The sequence below is a fragment of the Exiguobacterium sp. s160 genome, from assembly GCF_018617575.1.
GTDB lineage: Bacteria > Bacillota > Bacilli > Exiguobacteriales > Exiguobacteriaceae > Exiguobacterium > Exiguobacterium aestuarii_A.
The window spans coordinates 341,515-364,777 of the sequence record NZ_JACSKK010000001.1 but is presented as its reverse complement, the minus strand read 5'-3'; the positions used below and the strand labels follow the sequence as shown (position 1 = coordinate 364,777).

Annotated in this window: 23 protein-coding genes and 1 other annotated feature; of the genes, 5 read left to right on the top strand and 18 right to left on the bottom strand. The window is 45.5% G+C overall.

All coding sequences use genetic code 11. The features are described 5' to 3' along the window. Nucleotides 1-233 precede the first annotated feature (233 nt). A complete protein-coding gene (locus KNO86_RS01870) occupies nt 234-638 on the top strand; it encodes a nucleoside 2-deoxyribosyltransferase (protein ID WP_214692300.1) in 405 nt (134 codons plus the stop codon). Between the two features lie 80 nt (nt 639-718). On the opposite strand, the gene KNO86_RS01865 is transcribed toward KNO86_RS01870, so the two are convergent. Continuing rightward, the gene (locus KNO86_RS01865) at nt 719-2,398 is read right to left on the bottom strand and encodes a M3 family metallopeptidase (protein ID WP_214692292.1); all 1,680 of its coding nucleotides are present in this window, start codon (nt 2,396-2,398) and stop codon (nt 719-721) included. Nucleotides 2,399-2,499: 101 nt separating this feature from the next. Then, nucleotides 2,500-2,753 (top strand) — a binding site (T-box leader). Between the two features lie 67 nt (nt 2,754-2,820). Between KNO86_RS01865 and KNO86_RS01860 the strand changes: the two genes are divergently transcribed. Further along, nucleotides 2,821-4,044, top strand: coding sequence for an MFS transporter (locus KNO86_RS01860; protein WP_214692290.1), 1,224 nt, complete (start codon nt 2,821-2,823; stop codon nt 4,042-4,044). Between the two features lie 60 nt (nt 4,045-4,104). Here the strand turns inward: KNO86_RS01860 and KNO86_RS01855 are convergent, their stop codons facing one another. Next, nucleotides 4,105-4,497, bottom strand: coding sequence for an NUDIX hydrolase (locus tag KNO86_RS01855; protein WP_214692280.1), 393 nt, complete (start codon nt 4,495-4,497; stop codon nt 4,105-4,107). Beyond that, nucleotides 4,494-5,030: a Rossmann-fold NAD(P)-binding domain-containing protein gene (locus KNO86_RS01850; protein WP_214692278.1), complete on the bottom strand. Its 537-nt coding sequence runs from the start codon at nt 5,028-5,030 to the stop codon at nt 4,494-4,496. The genes KNO86_RS01855 and KNO86_RS01850 overlap by 4 nt, the downstream gene beginning before the upstream one ends. Nucleotides 5,031-5,248: 218 nt before the next feature. Between KNO86_RS01850 and KNO86_RS01845 the strand changes: the two genes are divergently transcribed. Next, on the top strand, nt 5,249-6,064 hold the full coding sequence (locus KNO86_RS01845; RefSeq protein WP_214692269.1) for a GGDEF domain-containing protein: 816 nt from the start codon (nt 5,249-5,251) through the stop codon (nt 6,062-6,064). A gap of 14 nt (nt 6,065-6,078) precedes the next feature. Here the strand turns inward: KNO86_RS01845 and KNO86_RS01840 are convergent, their stop codons facing one another. From KNO86_RS01840 to KNO86_RS01810, 7 genes are all read right to left on the bottom strand, one after another. Beyond that, complete coding sequence (locus KNO86_RS01840) at nt 6,079-6,768, bottom strand: VOC family protein (protein WP_214692267.1); 690 nt, start codon at nt 6,766-6,768, stop codon at nt 6,079-6,081. A gap of 41 nt (nt 6,769-6,809) precedes the next feature. Next, nucleotides 6,810-7,556, bottom strand: coding sequence for a hypothetical protein (locus KNO86_RS01835; RefSeq protein WP_214692265.1), 747 nt, complete (start codon nt 7,554-7,556; stop codon nt 6,810-6,812). A gap of 14 nt (nt 7,557-7,570) precedes the next feature. Beyond that, entirely contained in the window at nt 7,571-8,098 is a 528-nt protein-coding gene (locus tag KNO86_RS01830; protein WP_214692263.1) for a DUF2199 domain-containing protein, read from the bottom strand. 73 nt (nt 8,099-8,171) lie between these two features. After that, a complete protein-coding gene (locus KNO86_RS01825; protein ID WP_214692261.1) occupies nt 8,172-8,810 on the bottom strand; it encodes a hypothetical protein in 639 nt (212 codons plus the stop codon). 124 nt (nt 8,811-8,934) lie between these two features. Further along, entirely contained in the window at nt 8,935-9,846 is a 912-nt protein-coding gene (locus tag KNO86_RS01820; protein ID WP_214692259.1) for an NAD(P)-dependent alcohol dehydrogenase, read from the bottom strand. A 99-nt stretch (nt 9,847-9,945) separates the two neighbouring features. Further along, a complete protein-coding gene (locus tag KNO86_RS01815) occupies nt 9,946-10,989 on the bottom strand; it encodes an ABC transporter permease (protein WP_214692257.1) in 1,044 nt (347 codons plus the stop codon). Continuing rightward, a complete protein-coding gene (locus tag KNO86_RS01810; protein WP_214692255.1) occupies nt 10,989-11,849 on the bottom strand; it encodes an ABC transporter permease subunit in 861 nt (286 codons plus the stop codon). Before KNO86_RS01810 ends, KNO86_RS01815 begins: the two co-directional genes overlap by 1 nt. Before the next feature lie 208 nt (nt 11,850-12,057). On the opposite strand from KNO86_RS01810, the gene KNO86_RS01805 reads away from it, so the two are divergent. Further along, nucleotides 12,058-12,369 carry a hypothetical protein gene (locus tag KNO86_RS01805; RefSeq protein WP_214692253.1) on the top strand — a complete coding sequence of 104 codons (312 nt, stop codon included), beginning with the start codon at nt 12,058-12,060 and terminating at the stop codon, nt 12,367-12,369. A gap of 84 nt (nt 12,370-12,453) precedes the next feature. Here the strand turns inward: KNO86_RS01805 and KNO86_RS01800 are convergent, their stop codons facing one another. The 6 genes from KNO86_RS01800 to KNO86_RS01775 all read right to left on the bottom strand — a co-directional run bounded on the left by KNO86_RS01800 (nt 12,454) and on the right by KNO86_RS01775 (nt 20,343). After that, a complete protein-coding gene (locus tag KNO86_RS01800) occupies nt 12,454-16,143 on the bottom strand; it encodes an ABC transporter permease (protein WP_214692251.1) in 3,690 nt (1,229 codons plus the stop codon). Then, complete coding sequence (locus tag KNO86_RS01795; protein WP_251126863.1) at nt 16,136-16,834, bottom strand: ABC transporter ATP-binding protein; 699 nt, start codon at nt 16,832-16,834, stop codon at nt 16,136-16,138. The genes KNO86_RS01800 and KNO86_RS01795 overlap by 8 nt, the downstream gene beginning before the upstream one ends. A 165-nt stretch (nt 16,835-16,999) precedes the next feature. Then, complete coding sequence (locus KNO86_RS01790; protein ID WP_214692241.1) at nt 17,000-17,416, bottom strand: hypothetical protein; 417 nt, start codon at nt 17,414-17,416, stop codon at nt 17,000-17,002. An 84-nt stretch (nt 17,417-17,500) separates the two neighbouring features. Continuing rightward, the gene (locus KNO86_RS01785) at nt 17,501-18,265 is read right to left on the bottom strand and encodes a DUF817 domain-containing protein (RefSeq protein ID WP_214692239.1); all 765 of its coding nucleotides are present in this window, start codon (nt 18,263-18,265) and stop codon (nt 17,501-17,503) included. 9 nt (nt 18,266-18,274) lie between these two features. After that, nucleotides 18,275-19,135, bottom strand: coding sequence for a metal-dependent hydrolase (locus tag KNO86_RS01780; protein ID WP_214692237.1), 861 nt, complete (start codon nt 19,133-19,135; stop codon nt 18,275-18,277). 200 nt (nt 19,136-19,335) lie between these two features. Then, the gene (locus KNO86_RS01775; protein ID WP_214692229.1) at nt 19,336-20,343 is read right to left on the bottom strand and encodes a helix-turn-helix transcriptional regulator; all 1,008 of its coding nucleotides are present in this window, start codon (nt 20,341-20,343) and stop codon (nt 19,336-19,338) included. A 116-nt stretch (nt 20,344-20,459) separates the two neighbouring features. Between KNO86_RS01775 and KNO86_RS01770 the strand changes: the two genes are divergently transcribed. Beyond that, nucleotides 20,460-21,305, top strand: coding sequence for an alpha/beta fold hydrolase (locus KNO86_RS01770; RefSeq protein ID WP_214692227.1), 846 nt, complete (start codon nt 20,460-20,462; stop codon nt 21,303-21,305). A gap of 24 nt (nt 21,306-21,329) precedes the next feature. On the opposite strand, the gene KNO86_RS01765 is transcribed toward KNO86_RS01770, so the two are convergent. Both KNO86_RS01765 and KNO86_RS01760 read right to left on the bottom strand, forming a co-directional pair. Continuing rightward, nucleotides 21,330-21,743, bottom strand: a complete 414-nt coding sequence (locus KNO86_RS01765; protein ID WP_214692225.1) for a YhfM domain-containing protein — start codon at nt 21,741-21,743, stop codon at nt 21,330-21,332. 96 nt (nt 21,744-21,839) lie between these two features. Next, nucleotides 21,840-23,258 (bottom strand): glycoside hydrolase family 32 protein, encoded by a 1,419-nt coding sequence (locus KNO86_RS01760; protein WP_214692223.1) that lies wholly within the window; start codon nt 23,256-23,258, stop codon nt 21,840-21,842. Nucleotides 23,259-23,263: the final 5 nt, after the last annotated feature.

Sequence of the window (23,263 nt, the reverse complement as noted above, 5' to 3'; positions counted from 1 at the left end):
AGATGCCAAACATCGCGTATGACTACATTTGGTTAGTTGGCACAATCATTTTACTCGTCCTCTCGTCTATATCGATCACGCGCTTGATTCAATCATACGTTCCACTTTCTTTGATAAAATTCGTCCTGATTAGCGTGATTTTTTTCCTTGTACTCTGTTGTCTGTTGATCACCATGTTTTATGTCGTAGCGCTTTACCAGATGAATCACTTATAACGAATTGGAGGGTTTCCTATGAGATTTTATGTCGGTTCAAGTTTTGCGAATATCGAAGAAGTACGGTTCATCCGTGATCAGCTGATTGCGCTCGGTCACACGCATACGTATGACTGGACACAAAACGAACGCGCCGCTTCAATTGATGCGTTACGCTCGATTGGCGAAGAAGAGGTTTCTGGAATTCAAACAGCGGACTTCGTTGTCATCCTGTTGCCTGGAGGCAAAGGCGCACACGTCGAACTCGGGATTGCTCTCGGGATGAATAAACACGTTTTCCTTTACGATTTGGGTGATCAAATGATGAATATGGTGGAGACGAGCACGTTTTATCATGTAGATGCGGTACAACGATGTGAGGGACCGTTCAACGCCCTTCCCCACCAAATCCAAAATCGATTGAAGCTCTCTAATCACGTTTGAGCTGATGCCCTTTATTCTCACGGAATCGATCCGGGGTGTAGCCTACCTAATCCATGTAATGATTATTCAGCTTTGTTCAATTAAAGTTCATTTAGTTTGTACTTCAATTTATCAATCATATCTAATTGCATCACCAAATGTTGAATCTCAGTATTTAAGAATTCAGTCAACTCGACCAATTCTTCCTCAGATGGAAACAAGGATACGCCGGCTACACGATAAGTTTCAGAGACAGAAGCAGTACCACCTAAAGCTAGTGCTTTTTTATACTTTCTCAAAGTGTCGACTGGATGTTGCTTGTACTGCATATACATGCGAAGTGCAGCAATCTGAGCGAGCGCATATTCTATGTAATAGAATGGTGTTTCAAAAAGATGAATGACACGCATCCAATGTTTACCCTTTACATCGCTCACATCGTTCCAATCAATCAAATCAGTATCATATTGATCAACCAAGCATTTGAAGATATCATCAAATGAATCTATATTCTTTTCTGGATCATATAGATTATGTTGAAATCGATCCACGATGAAGACACTTGGTAAAAATTCGATAATCAATCGAAAATGTTCCAGTTTAGCTTGAATGAAATCTCGTTCATGTGAAAAGATAGTTGTCCAATGGTCCATCGAAAATAGCTCTAGTGACATGGCTGCGAATTCGCCGACTTCAAACGAAATGGACTGCGCTTCAAAAAATAAGTGTTGCTGTGAGAGATCATGGTGAATCGCGTGACCCATTTCATGTATTAAAACAATGTAGTCATCAAATCCACCGAAACGGTTCATAAAAATGAAAGATGATTTTGAGTCGGGCAAAGATTCACAAAATCCACCTTCCGCTTTATTCGGTCGAGGTGATAGATCGAGATGGCCCTTCGCACGCATATCAATAAACAGCCTGTCAAAATGAGGATCGAGTTCATTCAAGATTCGTTCCGTTCCATCGATTAAGTCATGCAATGAAACGGATAGATTGTGATCATCCGAAAAAGGAGAAATCAATGAATCCCATGGCGAAAGTTTCGATTTCTTCAACTTCTTTGTCTGTAGCTGCTGGAACGAGCGGCGAAGTGACTTAAAATGTTTACTCACTTGATTCGCAAATCGTATACATTCCTCAGGTCCGTAATCTAAACGCCCCAGTTTCATGAAGGCTAGTTCACGATAACTCTGATCGTTTAAGCGTTGTGCCTGCTGTTCCCGATTTTGAATAAGACTTTTTAGGCAATCAGTAATGTCATCTTCTTTCGAGACATACGCTTTATACATATGCTTAAAAGCTTGTTTACGGATGGATTCATCAGCATCGTATAGGTCGCCTTGAAGTTCCGCAATCGACTTAGAATCATCTGTCGGGTCAGTCAATTGACCAATTGTTTGCATATATCTCTGTATGAGTTGGTCCTCTTCAATCAGTAAATCAATATTGTCTTCATGATAAAGACTCATCCGATTTCGCATTAGGCGAGTGACATGATGCTCCTCCTCTATGGACTGTAAGGTAATTCGTGAAACATGTCTTTTCAGCTCATTGAGTGCAGGTTTTATAATGGTTTGAACATGATGTTGTCTTTGATTTGCTTCATCGTTATTGATGTCTCGCTGAACGTCAATATAGCTCTTTGTGACATATTCATCATATTTTCCAATCAATGCTGAATATTTCGATATGAAGCCATCTAACTGATCAGAATCAATTTTATGAATAGTCGCAAGTACTTGGTTCGTCTCTTTTATTTCTTTATAGTCAATCAACACTGCACCTCGATTCTTCGTTAATTTTCTATATTATGGTTATAACCAAAATTTTTGTTCCTTATATTTTCACAATATGCTATCCTTACAAAAATGATTTAACAAACGCGATGAAGAGAAGAGTACATCAATGAATCTTTCGTAGAGAGCTCCGTCTGGTGAAAAGGAGTAAAGAACGTTGGTCGAAACAAGCCTCTGAGCAGCGCCATGGAACTCATCCCGAGGGATATGGCGACGGGCACTCCCGTTATAGAGTTGAGGTATAGTCCGACTCGTTCGGCAGTACCGAATAAGGTTCGTACGGTGACGTGCGGATGAACAGGGGTGGCACCACGATGAGAATCTCGTCCCCAGGAATTCGTTCTTGGGGGTGGGATTTTTTTGCGTTCCGAAAGTGATCAAAAATTGAAGGAGTGATTGACTTGAACTCGTTTCAAAAAACCTCTACGTTGCTGCTCGTCAGTGTCGGAATCTCAAACCTCGGTGCCTGGGTATACTTTATCGCACTCAACTTGATTGTCTTAGAGATGACGGGATCCCCATTCGCCGTCTCGATTCTCTATGTATTAGTCCCGCTCGCATCGCTCATCTCGAATCTTTGGTCAGGTAGCCTGATTGACCGAGTCGATACGAGGCGACTGATGATGTTATTGGATGGTTTACGAGCGTTCCTCGTATTCAGCTTAGGCTGGATTGATTCACTGTGGCTCATCTACGGAATTGTCTTTCTCCTCAATGTAATGAGCTCGCTATTCGAATCATCGAGTCTGGTCTACATGACACAACTTGTACCTGCCTCGAATCGACAAAAGTTCAATGCGATGAAGAATTTTGTGCAGTCATCCGGGTTTATTTTAGGTCCAACAATTGCCGGACTACTCTTCCTAATTGGGAGTTCAACAACTGCAATTTTCGTGAACGCGTTCGCACTCGTTGTCTCAGTCGGAATGTTGTCGCGCCTTCCATCTCATCTTCGAACGAATGTATCTATTGAACCCTTCTCCGTCCGATTAATTATCGAAGATTGGAAAGTCGTCGTACGATTTGCATCAAATGCCAAATACGTGACGCTCATCTATGGATTGTTCTGCGTCATGACGATTTTCATGTCTGGGCTCGATTCATTGGAGGCTTCATTTGCGACCCAAGTCCTTCACTTATCTGAGAGCCGATATGGATTTCTCGTCAGTATCGCTGGGATTGGAATTATCGTTGGGTCACTCATCAATTCAAGATGGAGTCACCGTTTATCCTTATCGTTTTGTATCGGATTCGGGGCAATCATGACACCAGTCGGCTATCTCCTGTTCGCAGGCTCTTCTTCGTTCACGATGGCTTCCATCGGATTTTTTATCCTGACGTTCGCGCTTGCGTTCGCCAATACCGGATTTTTGTCATTCTATCAACACCATGTTCCTGTCGAAATTATGGGCCGGTTCTCTGGTGTCATCAATGTGGCAGAGTCGCTATTCGTCATCCTGCTCACATTCGGGATTGGACTCCTTGCCGAAATGGTCGGGATTCGCCCAGTCTATCTCGCATTCTCGATTGTCTTCTTCCTCGTTGGTTGTTACACCATATATGTCATTCGCGACCGCTCGAAACGGGAGTATTTCATACACAATCAAATTGAAGAAGCGTCTTAAGTCATGAGCCGGTTGTTTTTATGCGACCGGCTTGTTCGATTCGATGTATGGCTTAGAGGGTTAACCTTGTACACTCCACCGTTTAATCAGTTCAAGATCTTCTGGAAATGCATGTACTAAATGCTCTATTTCATCAATTGACCACCAATTGACTTCATCGATGTCCGAGACGATTATGGCATTCGCCACTCGCTCGTCACACGTTGCCAAGAAATAATGCGTCTCGACTTGATAGTTTGAAATGATGGCTCGTTTGATATGTAATAGTTGATTCACAGAAATGCGATATCCCGTTTCTTCTAACACTTCGCGCTGGCAGCATTGTTCTAGAGTTTCTCCGTCTTCTAGACCACCTGATGGCAAACTCCATTGTTGAATGTCGCGGTTTTTCACAAGAAGGATTTTCTTTTCTTCATTGATGCATAAGGCAGCCGAACCAATCCATTTTTTCATCCATTCATACCTCCCTTTTTAACAAGTTGACCAATTAATTGATAATCGAATGAGTGCTCAATCGCGTCAATCACGCCGTGCACAATTTCCTCAAGCGTCAACCAGCGAAAGTTCTCACCATCATATTTCGCACCTAATTGAACTTGTCGGTATGTTTGTTGTTCGTTTATGTATAAGGACCGTTTCTCCTGTTCAGAGTTCGCCTGGCTCCCTAAAATATGTAGAACATCTGCATGTGAGGAATGATTCAAGATGATTTGCATCGCCTTCCCGGAGTCCCGGTGTATCCATGCGATGACTTGTTTGAATGGTCCGTATCGCTTGATCAATTCTTGTAGCCCTATTGATAGATCCTGTTCGTTACGATAATCAACAAGTAGCGAATGACACGTTTCAGGGTTTCGGCGAACGACTTTTGCCATTCTTTCCGGGTCTCGCCCGATAACAGTGACAAGATGTTCGCTTGCCAAACAAGATGTGACTTCAGCTAACATTCCGGTACCACCGACAATTAAAATATGTTTTTGATTCATGTCATCACCTCATTTCCATTATACACCAATAAATGAACTCTCTTTCGGTAAAGAAGTGTTCTGAAACATTGGCGTATTTTCAAAAATATCCCGTTATTCAATTAAAGAATCACTTATAATGAATCAAGTGTACGAATCAGTTTGAATGATCACTATTTCGGAAAATGGATAATAGTGTTACTATTACAATTTATTTCTTTTAGGAAGGGGGAGATGCGATGCGACATTGGTCTATCATGTCATTTCAACTGATTTCGCTCATCGTTGGCTCGTTGATCGTAAGTACTCTATTGTCTTCTGTTCTTATGATGAACAATCTACCGGTCTGGTGGATGATTTGTATCCCTGTCCTCTATCTTTCAACGCTACTCATCCATCGAGCCTCTGGAGTCCTGATCTCGTTAGGGTTCGGCGCTTACTTTTTCATCATGATGTCTGGAACTGCGACTCCCATAATTGTTCAACTTCTGATTCTTCTGTTGTTAGCGATGTTGACGATTCTAGCTTACTTGCTTCAAGTCGGTTTATTTCGCTCACAATTTGCATTGAGTGTCGCAGAAGCGAGAGTCAGTCAATTAATTGCCGTCGATCCTGAGACCGGGTTTGATAATCGTAATCGATTCTTCATGGACCTTGAAGCAGAGCGGAATCGATTGATTCGAAATAGTGGAACGTTCGTCGTCACATTCGTCACATTACCGCTCCTCAACGATTTCGAAAAACGTTATGGACGATCCGAATATGAATGGTTTTTAGATTATTTCAGTGACGAATTACATGAAGCGACACGACGGACCGATAAAAAATATCGGGTTGCCTCCGATACATTTGCCATCCTTTTTCCTCAAACCTCACTCGAAAATGCACAAATCGTTCATGAACGCATCAAACCACTGTTACAAGGATACTCTCGTCTAGACGGCGAACCACTTACCATTGATTGTTTAGATAAATCATTTGAAGTGACCTTAGAGAATTCATTCATGAGTTTAGATGAGATTCGGATGTACTTGAGTGAAGACGAAAAAAAATGAGTTCAGGAATGAACTCATTTTTTATTCATATGGATTTTCAAATCATGATTCTCATCGATCTCAATAACGTATTGTCGATTGATGGTCATTTGAATAGGACTCGGGATCGACAGCTTTGGTGAAAACAGCCACACACGACCTGGAGGCACCAACAATATGTATGTATCGCTGTTCGGTGCGCCTAAAAAATTGAGGTGATGCTCATCAATCGGGTTGCCATCTCGGCGGTGAATCTCGATATTCGCAAGTTCCTGTGCGACATGTAGCGGGTCTACTGCAGTCAGACTCATCTCGCCGATTCCAAGAAAGTCATCAGTAGAAAATACCTCTGCATCACTTTCCGGGTTAATCGAGTGTCGAGCAATCAATTCGACGACATTCTCGTCCGCATCGTAAAAATAAAGTGACGAGGCATCAATCCCTTCAAAGTAAATCTCATCCTCATCATCTTCACTCAAAAGTGAAACACGTGATTTAATCCATTCTTTCGCTTCTTTGAATCGATTGGACGGGATATTAATGGCGAAATGATACTGTCGCTCTTGAACGGTCGCTGCCTCTTGAAACACCAGCGCATCTTCACCTAGATTGATTCGAAAACTCGTCGAGTCTTCTTCAATGACTGATAATCCAAGCTTTTCCGCATAGAAACGTTTCATTTCGTCAAGCCGGTTCGTGTACAGTGTAGTTTCTGTGATTCTCATGAAATCCCTCCTCGCTTTCCTCATCACTATTCTTGATTCCTTCACTTGATCATTCGCTTGTACTTTTTGTATTCTCGCCAACTCATATCCATCCCTAACAGCTCGTTACAAACGTCCCTATTCCAAGTATGTGGGTTGAAACCAATCACTTGAGTCACACATTTTTCACTTGCATCGTCGAAAGTCAAAGCCAGTTGAACAAGTCCCTTCTCTATATAAGATTTGGCCAACCTCGGATTGTGTCGCATGAAATATTCTCCTAAAGAAAAGTAGGGCTGAACTGCCCACGGACATCTCTCAATGGCCTTGACCAGATACTCTCGCTCCATATGTCGTAGCGATTTTGACATGTTTAGACAAATCAATCCAGAAACCTCAGCTGATGCTTCTTCAATCAATCGATTAGCCACTTCAAAGACTTCATCGTCCAACTCAAAATCATTCCAACCCATATCATATAACGCTAAAGCCAAATAGAATGGTTTATCTGGATGATATGAAAAGGCTGTTCGACAAAATGCATTCACTCGATCATAATCTTCAATCCGATCCATCCGTTCGTATCCAATAAGCAAATCCCAACGATATGAATCAGTCGGGTCAAGGATCACATAGTCAATCAACAGCTGCTCGATATCCGAAGAGTTGCGCATGAAGTGTTCAAGTTCATTGAATTGTTTGTCGTGAACAAGTACCTCTATTCGCTCCAACATGGTCTGCTGAATGGAAGTGAGCGCTTGATTTCCTGAATACAAATCGAAAATCAGGGATGACTTCAATTGACTCACCCTGTTCCCCTCCTTTATTCATCACGTTCAACTAGTCGGAAAATTTCATCAATCCTCGACCTCGTGATGCCATTGCGCTGTTCGATGGCAAGAGGATGATTCGTCGGTTCGAGTTCAATCAACGGACGTAGTCCGACACCACGCATATGAACATTCGTCTTCAGATTGATAGTGTTCGGATAGATGGGAAGATCTGTCGATAGCCAGCCGAACATCGGGTCAAGGTCAACACGAGCGGGTTCATCCCATGAATCGATGACTTTGAAAAAGTTATCCGCACTGAGTGACACCCAGACGTTCCAGATGAAGGGGTCTTCTTCTCCAATGATTGGAATCTCGAGGCATCCATAAATGAAGAAGTGGGCTTCATCGAGGACGCATACATCATCTGTCAATACGACACGTTTTTTCATCTCACGTGTTGTCAATCCATGTAGAACTGTTGGCATCATTGATCCAAAACCAACTTCACTTTCTGTATTCCTGCCACATTTTGAGCAAGTACAATCTTTGTTGTGTTTTCGTTTGAATGGGTATCTCATACATTCTCTCTTTCTATTTTTAAGTTAAAATACGGTATGTGAAATAACAAAATGCTAATAAGATTATAATAGGTCAGACAATCATTGTACCTTTTGAAACAGTATCTAATATTCTCGTCCTCGTATCATTTTTCGATAGAAACACTTCTTCACCCTTTTCATCATAACAATACGCGATTGGTATCGATACACCACAATTTTGATACGACCCATCCGCGTGACTCGTTCCAATAATCATCGCTTTACGTTCCATCGCAATCTTTCTCGCTTCTTCGGACCACTCCATGAATTGTTCTTCACTAAACATCCCGACCCCGATTGGATTGAAGATGATTGATAGATGCTCATGATTCTTTAATCCCTCTACACCCATAAAAATCTCCCTGCAAAGTAAATATCCGTATTCCTCCGCTCCGTCCTTGACACTTGATGGCATGAACAGGCGCACACTTTCAGGTGTTTTCGGTCGCGTTAACAGCGTTTCACCTTTCTTATTTACAATGAGAACCCGATCTTTATTCGTGTCATCCCGATAACCTAAGACAATTGCCGTCTTGAATGCACTAGCTAACTGACGAACCATATCTAATTCTATATATGTACAATATCCCTCTGGGTAGAGAATCAAGTCTACTGCAGGGTTCGACTCAATCTCTAGCTTCAGTTGCTCGAGATTTCGTTCCATCTTTGGTTGTCCAATTAATACATTCATCATTAGTCCCCCGCTCCATTGACTACGTCTAGTATTCATATGTATGTGAGATGATCGTATGCACCTCACCATAAAGCACGAATTCAATCCTTCTTCATAATACCATCAATCATCTGATTCATTCCTATTCAATTGTCACAATCACATTCCCAACTTTTGTCCCTTGATCCACATATCGGTGTGCCTCGACAATCTCATCCAGTGGATAAACCGAATCAATAACGGGTTGCAGCTCTCCTGCTTCAAACAATTCGTTCAAGAACCTCAAATCCTCTTTTCGTTCACTCGCTGGCCCCTGTCCCGCAACAGAACGGAATGACCCGTTCTCCGCAATATGTTTTCGAGCCAATCGCTTATCAATTTTTCCAGACGCATCAAACACCACATCATACGTACCCAATTCGCGGTCGTAGCCTTCTTTCGAATAATCGACGACCATATCTGCCCCAAGGCGCTTCACGAGCTCCACATTTCGCTCATGGCAAACTGCTGCGACATGTACGCCGAAATGTTTTGCAATCTGTACGGCAGTGGAGCCGACTGCACCTGAGCCACCATAAATCAAAACATTTGTCGCCCGTTCGATGTTTGCTTTCCGTAAAAAATGTAACGAGGTCGTCCCTCCGAACGGAAGTGCCGCCGCCTCGATAAAGCTGGCATGCTCGGGCATCTGAACCACACATTTCGATTCGTTCACACAAGCAAACTCCCCATATCCACCAAACCTCATCCCGGTGAGCGCATAGACGTTCTCCCCTACTTGAAAGCTCTTTACACCACTACCGACCTCTACCACTACACCTGCTAACACGACTCCAAGAATCGGTTGTCTTGGCGCCTTGAGCCCCATAACTATCCGCATCGGTAGTTTTCCGAGTACAGGAACGTCCAGTGCGCGAAGTCTTCGATCTCCTGAGTGAACGGCCGATGCATGTACTTGAATCAGTAGCTCATTGCTTTTAGGCTTCGGGCGGTCTACGTCTTGAATGACGAACACTTCTGGTCCCCCATACGCCGTACAAATCGCAGCTTTCACGTTGATTCACTCCTTTTCTGATTTGTCACTTCTTTCTGTTATATACGTTCCCGCAATCATGAGGGTTCAGTCGATTTGGCATAGAAAAACCAGATGACATCATACGATATCATCCGGTTCATTCTTTAATGATACACTCGCATCTACGAGAGAAAACGGATTGTCGAGTGACGCGGCTGCTGCTTCTGATTGTGCGATGTTTATTTCGGTCACCATCGGTTCTTGTCGACGTAGACGGAACGCCCGTTCGAGTCGACTGGTCAATAAATTAAAGATAAAAATCAACGCCGCGAGCGCAATCGCAGGGATCAGGAATAGATGATTTGTCATCCATGTCATCGCTGTGAATTGTCCGAAATAGTATCCAAACATCGAAGACCATTCATAAATCGTCGGCATGACTCCTTCATGCAAAAGAACAGTCCCTCCAAAGAAGATTCCAAACAATGAAAGATGAATGAGCAACATGAGCGTCTGTACGAATTGTTGCATAAATACGATGACAAGCGTCGGAATCAGATGGGGCAAGAGATGAAGTTTCACGCGATGCCAGACGCTGCCACCAAGTGTCTGGGCAACAATCATAAACTCTTGTTGTAACAATTGACGAATCTCCGTGATGAGATATAGCGTGACGGCAGGTAATCCGAGAACGACTAAAACGATTAGCTCAATCTTCACCCGATCCCATAGTGGAGGCACTTGTGTCGAATCCCAAAAAATCATCGTCGAGGCGAGCATCATCAATGCGAGCAAAGATATCGGCAAAATCAAGAATCCATCGAGCAACGTTTTAAAAAAGTGATTCAATCGCGCTCCTCTAAAAGCAAGCGGTATCCCTATCAATAAGCCGATGACCATTCGTCCGAGTGCGACAATCGCACAGATACTAACGGTCCATTTAAATCCTTCCACGAGCATCTGGAATAAATCATATCCAGCATTGTCTGTCCCGAGCCATTGATATTTCGAAGGTTCTAGTGGTGGAATCCCGATGAGTCTCCCCTCATCCGAGTACAGCATAAGAGTTTGATCAACGTTCCCATCACGAAATACGGTATTCCCAAAACTCATCAACAGTAGACCTGCTACGATGACAAAACAGAAGATAAAAATCGGGTCACGCATTAATACGCGTCGCATCAAATCCCTCCTTTCCATGCATTCGGAATAATCCATTCAATCAGTAAATCCAACAGAAAAATCGGGATATAGATGACGAATAAAATGACGAGCAAGATCTCCATCTGTGGGTTGTAGACGGCGAATCGAAACAGTCCCTGGACGTTGAACAAATATTCAACGATGAGAAGTGTCGATAAGATGGTGATGATGTTTGAACGAAAAAAGAGGTAGAAGCGATAGATGATGTTCGGCAACAAATGCTTCCAAAACAGCCCTCTAGGTTGAATCCCTTTCGCTTGGGCAAGCTCAAGGTAAGGGATGGCCTCTTGTTCATGGATATGGATGGTCAGCCATTTGATAAAGAAGAATAACGTTGTCAGTGTCAATGTGACAATCGGTAGAAATCGTATGTATTCTGCGAACCCACCAGCTACTTCGATTCGGTCAAACCCTGTTGCTCTATGTATAGAAATAGCAAGAAACTGTGAGAAGATTAACCAAAATAAATCAGGCACCATCTCGAGCGTCTGACTCGTTTGTTGCAGGACGGTGCGAACCCGCCTGCCGCTCCGATAATAGTAGTAGGCATACAGGAGACCAAGTATGGTCGACACGGCGAGCGCCGTCGTAAAAATGATGACCGACTCTTTGACGAGCGGTCCAAGTGCAGGTAATAAAGGTAAATCTGTTTGAGCGGTGACATTGTAGTATGTAATCTCATCAAGCTTTTGGAGTTGGTCCAGCTGTTGTTGGATGCCGTTCCAGTAACTCGTCAGACTAAAATCTGTTTGAACGACGATCGTCGGTAGCGCACTGATCGCAATCAAGACAAAGAATGCGATGACAAGATGTGCAGATTTTCGTGCAAAATAGGCCATAGTTCTGTCTCCTTTAGATGAGATATCTCAATCATAAGTGTGGAAAGACTCTCGTTATTCCTTCATTTTGTAAAGGGAATTATATCCAAAGACACTTTCTATTGATTCTAGCATAACTATTATGTGAATAGAAACAATTTTCAGAAATCATGATGGAGAATGATGTGTGCTATGATGGATTTATAGAAATATTTAGGAGGTTTTAAGCATGTGGGTTATTTTTGGATTAGCTGCCATCGGGGCCACGCTATTGAATTTGACAGTCTTTATGATGGAAAAAGATTACAAACTACCGATGGCGATTGCGCTGTCCTTGACTGCTCTCACGCTATGCGCCGAGTATAGGCTAATCAATATGTGGGTCAAAGCAGAGGACTGGGCTGCCTTAAAGGATGTGGTGCCCGGAATGTCACGCGCATTGTGGTTCTTGGCGATTGCGGCGATTTTCTTGAATCTCCTTCCGATTTTTTTAGAAGGAAAGCGGAAAAAGATGATGCAATCAAAAAAGGAATCAGTTTAAATTAAAAATAATTAATTACAAATAAAAACGTGATTGAAGCTATACTTCTAGCTTCGATCACGTTTTTGTTTAGCAAAAATCCAATTAAAGGTCAAAAGCAATCACATAATTTCCACCTACAATTTCTCCGTTGACGAGAAGTGCTGCACGTTTAGTATCTTCTGGAATCTCATAGGTCAACGTAATAAGTGAAGTAGATGGAACCCGTAACCAAGAATTGTGTTCCCACCCTCCTCGTTCGACTACCGTGAACGACTTGACTGCATATTCTTCACCATTGTCATCGAGTAATTTATAGCCTGGAGGATAGTATTTAATAATTCCTCCATCTGAGTCCGTCCCGGCCTTCGGTGTGTCACCACGTACTGCTACAGAAACTAATTTGTATCCTAGATTAGCCGAGGCGACTTCATCAGGCGTCGGAACAATTTTTTCAATTCTTACGGGTTCATCCCGATAGGTCGGATCATCATATTCATAATATCGAAGTGCATCACTTCCTCGCTTTTCGATTTCTGGAGAAGTTTTCATAGTTGATTCTTTTAAGTTCAACCCAATCACATACTCCCCGGCCACCATATCTCCCCTAACGATGAGTGCGACCCGTTCCGTTTCTTTTGGTACTTCGTATGTCAGAATCAGTTTCGTGACAGAAGGGACACGCAGATAGGCTTTATTCTCCCATCCCCCTTGCTCTACTACGGTATGAGACACTTGTATATACTCGTTCCCCTTCTGGTCCAAGAGAGGATATCCTTGAGGAGCAAATTTGAACGTGCCTCCCTCGTAATTCTTGTCTTCAAAGAATACATCGGCCGTCAGAGGAATCGAGACCAACTTGTTCCCCTCTGACGGAGGTGGAGTCTCTTGAGGTGGATCAACCGGATCACCAATCGTGATATATTCATCTTCATAGGCAGGGTCTCCCGCTTCATAATATCGATAAGCCTTCTGCCCCCTGTCTTCGATTGCATCGTTTGAACTGGACACCGATTCCGCTTCGGTGTGTTTCGATTGTCCAGAACCCAAGTCTTCTATTTTTTCTCCAGAAGTCCCCTCGACCACTTCTTGTGTTTCCCTGCTCTGATCAGGACCTGCACCGTCCGGGAGCGCAAAGAAGAAGAGCGTCAGAACGGCTGCTCCTAGTCCACCTGCGACGGTCCCGAGGACCCACTTGAAGCGTCGTTCGGTCCTCTTTGTGTTCACCTGTGTCCCTCGCATTGCCTGATAAGGCATGACATTGACGGCCATCTGTGCGGGAAGGAGTGCCCCGCCGAGTCCCGTTATAATTGGGACGAGTAAAGTCGCCGTGAGGAAAAGCACCTCGGTGAGTGGGAGTGATCCATATACGTTCCAGACAAGGATTCCTGCAACTATCAGTCCAATCACCCCTGCCATTAGGCCAAGCAAACCTCCCTCGAGGAGCACGAGTCCACGTATGTTCGAAGAGCGCCAGCCGGTAGCCTTCAAGATGGCAATCTCACTTCTTCGCTCATTGATGTTTTGCCACATGACTTCCGTCGTCGTCAGGACAGCAATCAGGAGCGAGACACCCATGGCGACATAATGCATCGTCCCCACTTCCAGTGCAACGTATTCCCCGAGGAGCGAGGTGAACATGACTCCTTGCAGTCGGACGGAGACGAATAAGAAGAACATGAACAGACTCGTCGGCACGGCGATCGCGAGGAGCGTCAAGAGCGTGCGCTTCCACTGCGTGACGAGCTGATTGAACGCCATCCCGATCACGCCTTCGGCCCGAACGAGCCGTAACCCGCGTGTCGTCGCACCGGAGCGCAGTGCCTCGTATGGCTTGATTCGCCGGATCATCATCATTGGCACAAGGGATCCCATCACATAAATACCGAGCCCCCCAAACCCGATCAAGATGACACGAATCCCTGTCGTCGCCGTTTCTCCGGCAAGGAGGAACGCGCCTAAAATCGACCACGCGATGAGGGCAACGACACCACCGAGCAGTAACGCCTCCATCAATAGGAGCCTTGAGAGTTGACGTGGTCCCCAGCCAAGCGAGAGGAGAACGGCGAACTCTTTCTTCCGGGCGTACAACATGATCACGTTCGAGGTGAACACGTACAGGATTGCGACGAGGATGACACTCGCGATGACGCCACCCATGCCCATCTTCGTCTCTTCGAAGATGGTGAACGAGGACCCTAGTCGGACCCACGGCTGTTGAACCCAGCCGAGCGCCTCACCTTCTTGAAGACCCGGTAAATATGTGAGTGCCATCTGTGGGGACGACCCGAGCGTGACGTCAGTGATGAGTCCCGTCTTCTCCTCGATCTCCTTCGCAATCGCTTGGAGTTTTGCCTCGCTCTCTTCATTCAACTCGTCGACCCCACTGACATTGAGCCGGATCGCCGAGATCGGCTCGTCACCGAGGATGGCTGCGGCCGCCTCGAGCGTTGTCAAGACGAGCGGTGGACGTGTGAGGAAGCCACGATCGTTGTTGACCGGCAACATCTCCTTCACCGGGTTGACCGGCTCGTCGTCGGCATCGATGACCCAATCGGCCTTCGCCGGGAAATAGGTCTCCATCGGTAAATCCGTCAGCGGGTCGCGTGCCATGTCAAGCTTCCCAGGATCGAAGACCCCGATATAGTTCATTTTCACTTTCGGCCAAGTCGCACTCGTCTCCCCGAAGGTAGATAAAGGGCGATACATCTGTTTGTAAGGATAGATGCTGTCTTCAGGCACCTCATATGGCTTCACCTGATAGGCGAACGGCCATCGATCTGAAAATGGGCTTTTCAGAGGCTCATAATCGAGAGATGAGGGACGAAACGCCAAAAACTCAAACCCATTCGATTCATTGGTAAAGCTAAATCCTTGCCCGTCCATAAACGACTGAATTAATTTCTGATGCACCTCTTTTGTACTGATTTTATCCAGACGACTCGTTTCTTTCCCAGGAAGGGTATCTAGGAATGTCTCGCCACCCGCCTCCCGTACTTTGTCTGCGATCTCAGTCGTGTCCAAGGAGTCGAACGGAAGCTCTACCTCCTCCAGACGATATTCCATCGTGGCATCCACGAACATCTTAGAACTCATCAAGACAGGGATATGGGTGATCCCATCTTGTACCTTTGTTTCTCCTGACTGTTCGAAATATCGAATGATCCCTTCTTTTTCAATGATTGCCTCATCTAACCCGACAAGTGTTGCTTCTGCCTCAGGGTCAATCCCCGCTATCATGAAGCTTGAACCATAGGCCGGCACAAATTTTCCGCCGGGCATCGTCGGGCTGAGTCCATAATTCGGATCAGCATCCATAGGGCGCCATCCGCCTAAAAAATATGTGGATGACTCCTCAACCTCGACAGTGGCCCCGGTGTTCGTCTCTTCGGAGAAAAGGACTCTGTATACAACGGGCTTTGACATATCGAACTCACCGACGTCTTCAAAGTAATCATGTGACCCGATCATCGCAATCGGTGCCGCGACCTCGATATCGTCAATTTGCTTAATCTGTTCATACTGTTCGAGCGTGATACCTCCCTGAAGTCCGCTCATATAGTTCGGCTCGAGCAAATCCAGCTCCTCGGTCACGCTCCGCGCGCCCGGTGGCCGGACGACGATGTGATACGAAGACTTCCACCGTTTCTCGAGCTCAGAGACGACGGTCCCTTTGTTCGACTCGGTCAATCCGACGAGATACGACAGCCCGGTACTGACGATCAAGACACCGACGAGGAGCAGGATGAACCGTTCCTTGTTGCGCCACCATGAATTCCAGATGAACTTAAGCATGTCCCGTCACCCTCATGTCGATTACTTCGATGACCGCGCCATCCTTCATCCGAACCTGGGCGTCGGCCCGCTCGGCGATACTCGGGTCATGGGTCACACAGATGACACCGCATCCTTTCTCCACATTCAACTCTCGTAACAGTTCAAAGATGACCTCGCCCGTCTCCGAATCAAGGTTCCCGGTCGGTTCGTCCGCGAGCAGCCATTCCGGCTCATGGATGAGCGCGCGTGCGACCGCGACGCGTTGTTGTTGCCCGCCTGACAACTGTGACGGGAGAGCATCTACCTTGTCGCTTAACCCGACCCGATTCAACAAAGCGAGCGCACGTTCCTTCGGATTGTAGTCAATCTTTCGACCAAATAGTGGTGCCATCACGTTCTCGACCGCGGTCAGAGTTGGGATGAGATGAAACTGTTGAAAGATAAATCCGACTTTTTCGAATCTGAAGTCAGCTAACTCTTTAGCTTTCAGTTTATTCAAGAGCTGATCATTGTAATACAGTTCACCACTCGATGGAACGTCTAATGTTCCAAGTAAACTTAACAACGTCGACTTACCCGAACCTGAAGGACCGATAATGGATATGAAATCGCCATTTTTAAATGTCAAAGTAACATCTGATAACGCATTTGTTTCGACTCCTTCACCTGAAAACGTTCGAGTTATTTGATTACACACGAATGTACCCATTACTTCCCTCCTCATTTCATATGCATAAACTCTACATAATTCTAATATACATAAAATTTGGAATTAAGCTACTTTTTTTGTAAAAACTTTTTTCTAATTCATAATCATTAACTAATAAAAAACTTGTATCGGATTAACCCGGTACAAGTCATTTGTATCCTGCTCTTATTCAGTCGAAAACAACAGCTCGCCGTCCTCAGACCTCAACTCATAATCAATTCCGTTTTGAAACTGCTTCGTCATCGTCGCGCGACATGTAAAAACATGCCCCGGACCATATGCAACATCCGGAATTTCCTTGAAGCCGTACGCCCGCTCGCCGAACCATAGCTTCACGTTCGATGAACCCTTCGATGATCGGTCATCGACGACATAACATTCTCCCGTCTCGACAATGTAATTCGTCGTCATACGGTCGTACGTCTCCATACCCGCCATTCCAAGTACAAGAAAAGAACAAAAAAATGCGAGAACGGCTTGACCTAATTTCACACGATTGCGTGTTTTCCGCCAATCTATCCAATAGATGACAAGAGAAGCCAGACACAATAATCCAATGAACCAATAGAATACAATTTCCAACAACCCAATCACCTCAATTTATAATACGAATTTCCTCGAAAAAAGATTCGAAGCTTCTCACAAAAAAACTCGACACACGTCGAGTTAAGTCGTTTCATACTCCAGCTTTCGCTTTTGCCAAGCCACGAGCAGGATGCTGATGATGACGAGTAGGAACCACGAAGACAGTTTTCCTAAATCAACGATGGCCCAACCGTTCAACTGGTCCGGATACGCCCAGCCGTTGTAAAAGGTCACAATATTTTCAGCGAGCCAGATGAAGCAGGCAATCAAGAAGAACGAGAGCACGACCGGCATCTTGAATCGCCGATCATCGAGTTTGTACGAGACAACCGAGCGGCCAAACGCCAAGAAAATGAGTGCGATCAATAGCCATCGCAGATCTAGCCAAACATGGTGCCAGAAGAAGTTGAAATAAATCGCAATGACTAGTCCGAAAGCGATGATTGGGTTTGGCATCTTCGTGAACTGTAAATCGAGGCGACGCCACGCTTGAACGACATAACTCCCGACGCTCGCATACATAAACCCCGCATAGAGCGGGACGCCCCATACTTTTGTAAACGCCTCGTCCGGATAGCTCCATGACCCCATCTGTACTTTGAATAGCTCAAGTCCAAGACCGATGACATGGAACCAGCTGATGACTTTCACTTCTTCGATTGTTTCGAGTCCCGTTTTCACGAGGACCACCTGGACGAATAAACACCAGATGAGTAAGACGTCATAACGTGGAATCGGCAACTCCAAAAATTTCGTGACGGCGAGTGCACCAAAGATGGCGACTGGGAAAATACAGCTGAGGGCTTGTTCATAAGTGAAAATAAAGAGATAGCGGATGCGTCCCATCGATTGATCCTACCTTTCTATATATTCGTATAAGAAAGAAGACTCCCCGTCATAAAAACGTGGGTCAAAGACGCCGAGCCGTTCCTCATTTGCCACGATGACAACGAACGGTGACCATTTCGTCAATGTGTGCGCCTCTTGATTCGCTTCAAACAATGGTTCAAGACTCACTTGTTCGTTAGACGTCAAGTTGTATTGTAAGGTTGCTTTTTGATAAATCGAATCTTTATAGAGCGAAACGTTCTCGTCAGTCTTTGTGATGACGGTGAACTGCGTCGGGATGAAAGAAGCCGAAAGGGCTACTTCGTCGTGTTCATCTGCATATGCCTGATACAAGTAAGCTCCTTGCGCACTTTGAATCGCGACATACAGGACGAGGGCAGACCATGCATACCGATACTTCTTATAGCGGACTTCTTGTTTACGGGCCACGAGCCAGGCGACCAAGAAGATGCCCCAATAGACAAAGTCGACAATCGGGATCACACCGAATGTGATCCTCACGTCCGAGATCGGTTCGAAGTAGCCCGTCCCCCACGCATTGAATAAGTCTGATGTGTTGTGTATGAACACAGACAACAGAGCCCACCAAAAATAACGGATGTCCGTCACTCGAAAGAGAAGACGAACGAGTATGTAGATGAGCAGTGCGAAGAGCGGGACGAGAAAGATGGAGTGGGTGATGCCGCGGTGCCACATCTGATACATCCCTTCCGTGTCCCATAGTCTTGAAATCACATCACTGTCCGGGATTTGACTCCCGACGAGCGTCGTGACGAACAAGGCTCGTTTTTCATGTTGTTGTAAATCACGTTTATCGGCTGCACCATATAGCGTTAGACCGAATAACGTATGTGTAATCGTATCCACGTTCTACCTCCATAGCGAAAGAGACATCTCCCAATCAAGGATGATGTCTCTTCATGTTAGTTCTCTTTATCCATTTTCATGGCGCGTCTTGCGACGATCGTTACGAAAATGACAGCGACAATCGGAATGATCAATGGCATCCAATTCAACATCCGCCTGTCCCCCTTCATTAAGTGTCGCAAGCAGTATAGCACATCTGATTACTCGATGGATGAATGAATGCTTGTATTCTCATAAGTATTTGCCATTTTTTCAATCGTTGCCTTCATATGGTCGCGAAGCGTGAGTGGTTCAACAACTTCTACTTGTGCCCCTAAAGAGAGCAACCAGTAAATGAATCCGTCAGACACGGCCGCATCGAAACGGATGAGGAAACGTTCTTCATGTTCAGACACAGAGACGTCTTCTCCTAACTTATCGAAGATGACCGGAAGAACGCGCTCATCGACCGACAAGACGATTTGCTCATCCAAGCCGTTGTACATATTGAAGGACTTTTGGTAATAGTCATCTGGAAGATGGTGTTTCGGACGAATGGTGCCGTCTTCTACAATCTCGGAGTTTACGATTCGGTCGACCCGATAGTTCCGAACCTCTCCGATCGATTCATCGATGCCAATCAAGTAATACTGTTCGTGATTCCAATGCAAGTCGATTGGATTGATGACGTACCGCTCTCCATCACGACGGAGCGGGAACGTTCGCTTCGTCACGTCGAATCCGATGACATCCGTATATTGGAACGAGATGGCTTTCCGTTCATGAATCGCTCGCTGAATGCGGTCGATATGGTACGGAATCTGTCCGTGTTTTTTCTTCGGTGTCTTAATGATCGATTGTAACGTCTGCGCCTCAGGATTGCTCGTCAGCATTTGAAGCTTTTCAACGATTTCTTCGGTCACGTCTTCTGAGATGAATTTGGCTGCGACGATGGCATCGACCATCATTCGAAGTTCGTGAATCTCGAACAAACGAGCAGAGTGCCAATATTTTTTGGCGAGACCATTCTTCTCCAATTCATCCTGCACTTCAAACCCCGAATTATTCAGTGCTTGGATATCGTCTTTCACCGATTTTTTTGCTAACTTAGAAGTATCTCCAATTGTTGACAAGTATTCGAGCAAATCTTCTAGTGTTTTAGGATTTGCTTCGTCCGTGTAACGTTCGAAGAAACGTCGAACTTCAAGTAACCGCTCTCGGTTATTCACGGTTCTATCCCCTTTCATTTCTATATCTATAATATGTATAAACAGACATTATCATTTTATTTCCACGAAATAAAGGTATTTTCCATTACAAACTGTTTAAGGAGGCGCCATCTGAAGTGAAATATTACGCACACGTCGACGGCTCAAAAATTGAATATATAGACCGTGGTCACGGTCCTGTGATCGTACTGATTCATGGGACCCAGTCATCGAGTTTAGAACCATACCATGTGGACCAGCTCGTTTTGTCCGGGTTTCGGGTCATAGTCCCATCTAGACCCGGATATGGAGAAACACCGTACTCTTTTTCAGCATCTCCTCAACTCTTTGCATCCCGACTCACTCACTTGATGCAAATGCTAGAAATTGATCAATATCATGTTTACGGCATCTCTGCCGGAGGACCGACCGCGATTGAACTCGCGTCCCAAAACCATCGTGTCCGAAGCTTGACACTAGCTGCCGCCGTGACGAGTGTTGTCGATTTTCCGTATCGGGACACAGTCAGCAGAAATATTGTCCAACCTGCATTCATCGCGCTTCAATACATCATGAAACAATTCATTGCTCGTGCCATTCAAAAACATCCTTTCGAAGCGACAGCACGCATGATTCAATCGACGAGTGTGTTGGCACTCGAGACGATTCGGGAAGAGGTGTCTCCTTATGACATCTTCCTCCTCAAACGTGTCGCCAATCAAATGGCGTTTGGCCTTGGCGCACAGTTCGATTTGAAACAGCGTGTATCGAGCGAAGTCTTACTTGGTGTGTCGTGCCCGACCTATATCATTCACTCGAAAAATGACAAAGCCGTACCCGTTCGCCACGCCTATTATGCGAAGCGTTTGATCCCCCATGCTCAGCTAACAATCCTGAACAGCCCGGGTCACTTGATTTGGGTCGGACGGCAAGCTAGAAAATCAGAGCGACAAATCGAACGATTCATTCGATTCAACTCGTAAGCACCTCATAAAGAGGTGCTTTTTTTAAGTATTTAACCCGAGGACATCAATCAATCGATTCGTCGTCTGTTCTGGTAACTTCCAAATAACGTCCGTTCGTTCGAGTTTCGTGATCACACTTGGACGGTTCGGTTGACCGAGCCAAAGTTGATAACATTCATACTCCCCACCCTTGTACTGTACTGTGAGGTCGAAATCAGGAGCCACTTCAATCTCAATGCCTTCGATTTCTTCCGAACTTCGTAGCATTTCCGCGAAGACCCGCACCTGGCTCAATTCATGAAACTCTAACGCCACTTCTGAATTGAATATTCCGCGCTCTGATGACTCCGCCACGATCACGTGTTCGATTTCTTCATTCTCAATCTCTCCAATCGGATCACCAAATGGTGCGGTAATCGTACGAATTGCATCAACCCACTTCATCATTTTATCCATCATTTCACCCCTCTCGCCTAATATACGTCGCATCATTTAAATCGGTTTCAATATTTGGGAAAATAAAAAAGCCGAGCAAACGCTCAGCTTTTACACTCATTCATACTTCCAACCAACTAGACTTGCCTCCGCTCCGACGAAGCGAATCCGTTTCTCGTCATCACTTGGGAAAACGCGGAGTGTTGCCACGGCGTCACCGTCGTTGACGAAACATTCGACGCTTGACGAATCGACAAACAGATGAAGGGACGTGACATCGATCACTTTTGTCCGGGTCGTCCCGAACTCGGTCGCGAACGGTTCACCCGCGTTTGTCCGATCGATGGTCAATTCGCGTGTATCTTTCTCGTACCGAATCACAAGCGACTCTTCTTCTGTCTTCAATAGTTCAAGCTCGAAGTCTTCTCCGAACGTCGACAATTTCAATTCATAACGTTTGGGCGAAATCATTTCGATATGCGTACCTGATTCGTCTGCGAACTGATTAGTTCGGAGTTGCTTCATTTCAAGGACTGGTCGTTGTTTTAATACGCCATCTTCAAGCGAGAGTTCTCGAGGAAGCGTCAACGCATGAGCCCAACCGTAGCGATCTGTCGGATATTCAATCTCTGGTAAGCCCATCCAGCCGACTAGAATACGACGACCATCATGCTCCGTCGTTTGCGGAGCGTAAAAGTCGAAACCGAAGTCGAGCTCTTCAAATGACTCGTGCGTGAAGACGAGCGTTTCTAAATCAAGAGTACCTGTGACGTATCCGGATTGATAGATGTTGTGGTAGCGATGACCCTCAGGCTCAATCCCTTGAGGAGAAAAAATGAGGACATGTCTTCCATTCAGTTCAAACTCGTCAGGACATTCCCACATGTAACCGAACCGCTCGAGCTCGGTCTTCACTTCACCTAAAAACGTCCATTCATTCAAGTCGGTCGAACGATATAAGACGACACATCCTGTCTCATCCGTTCGCTGTGCGCCGACAATCGCATAATACGCTCCATCTTCTTCCCATACTTTTGGATCACGGAAATGTTCCGTGTAGCCTGCTGGAATATCCGGGATCGCCACGTTACGACGCTCAATTACCCCGTCACGTAAGACACCGATAATTTGCGAGGCGTGACGCGTCCAATCGTCGGTACGATGATTCCCGGTGTACATCACGTGAAGGGTGTCATCAACGACGAATCCACTTCCAGAATAGGCACCATGAGAATCTTCCTTCGTTTCAGGGACTAACGCCACCCCGCGGTCCGTCCAATGGACGAGATCGGGTGAACTGACATGGTACCAATGTTTGAGACCGTGAACTGGCCCGAGCGGGAACCACTGATAGAATAGATGGTACTCTCCATCGTAATATGCGAAGCCGTTCGGGTCATTGAGGAGGCCCGTAGGCGGCTGGATATGGTATCCAAACCGCCACGGGGATGCGGCCGTCTTTGTACGGAGCACCTCCATCTCGAGGGCGCTCACGTCACGGAGTGAACGATAACGTTCGGCCTTCGTCCAATTCATAGTGT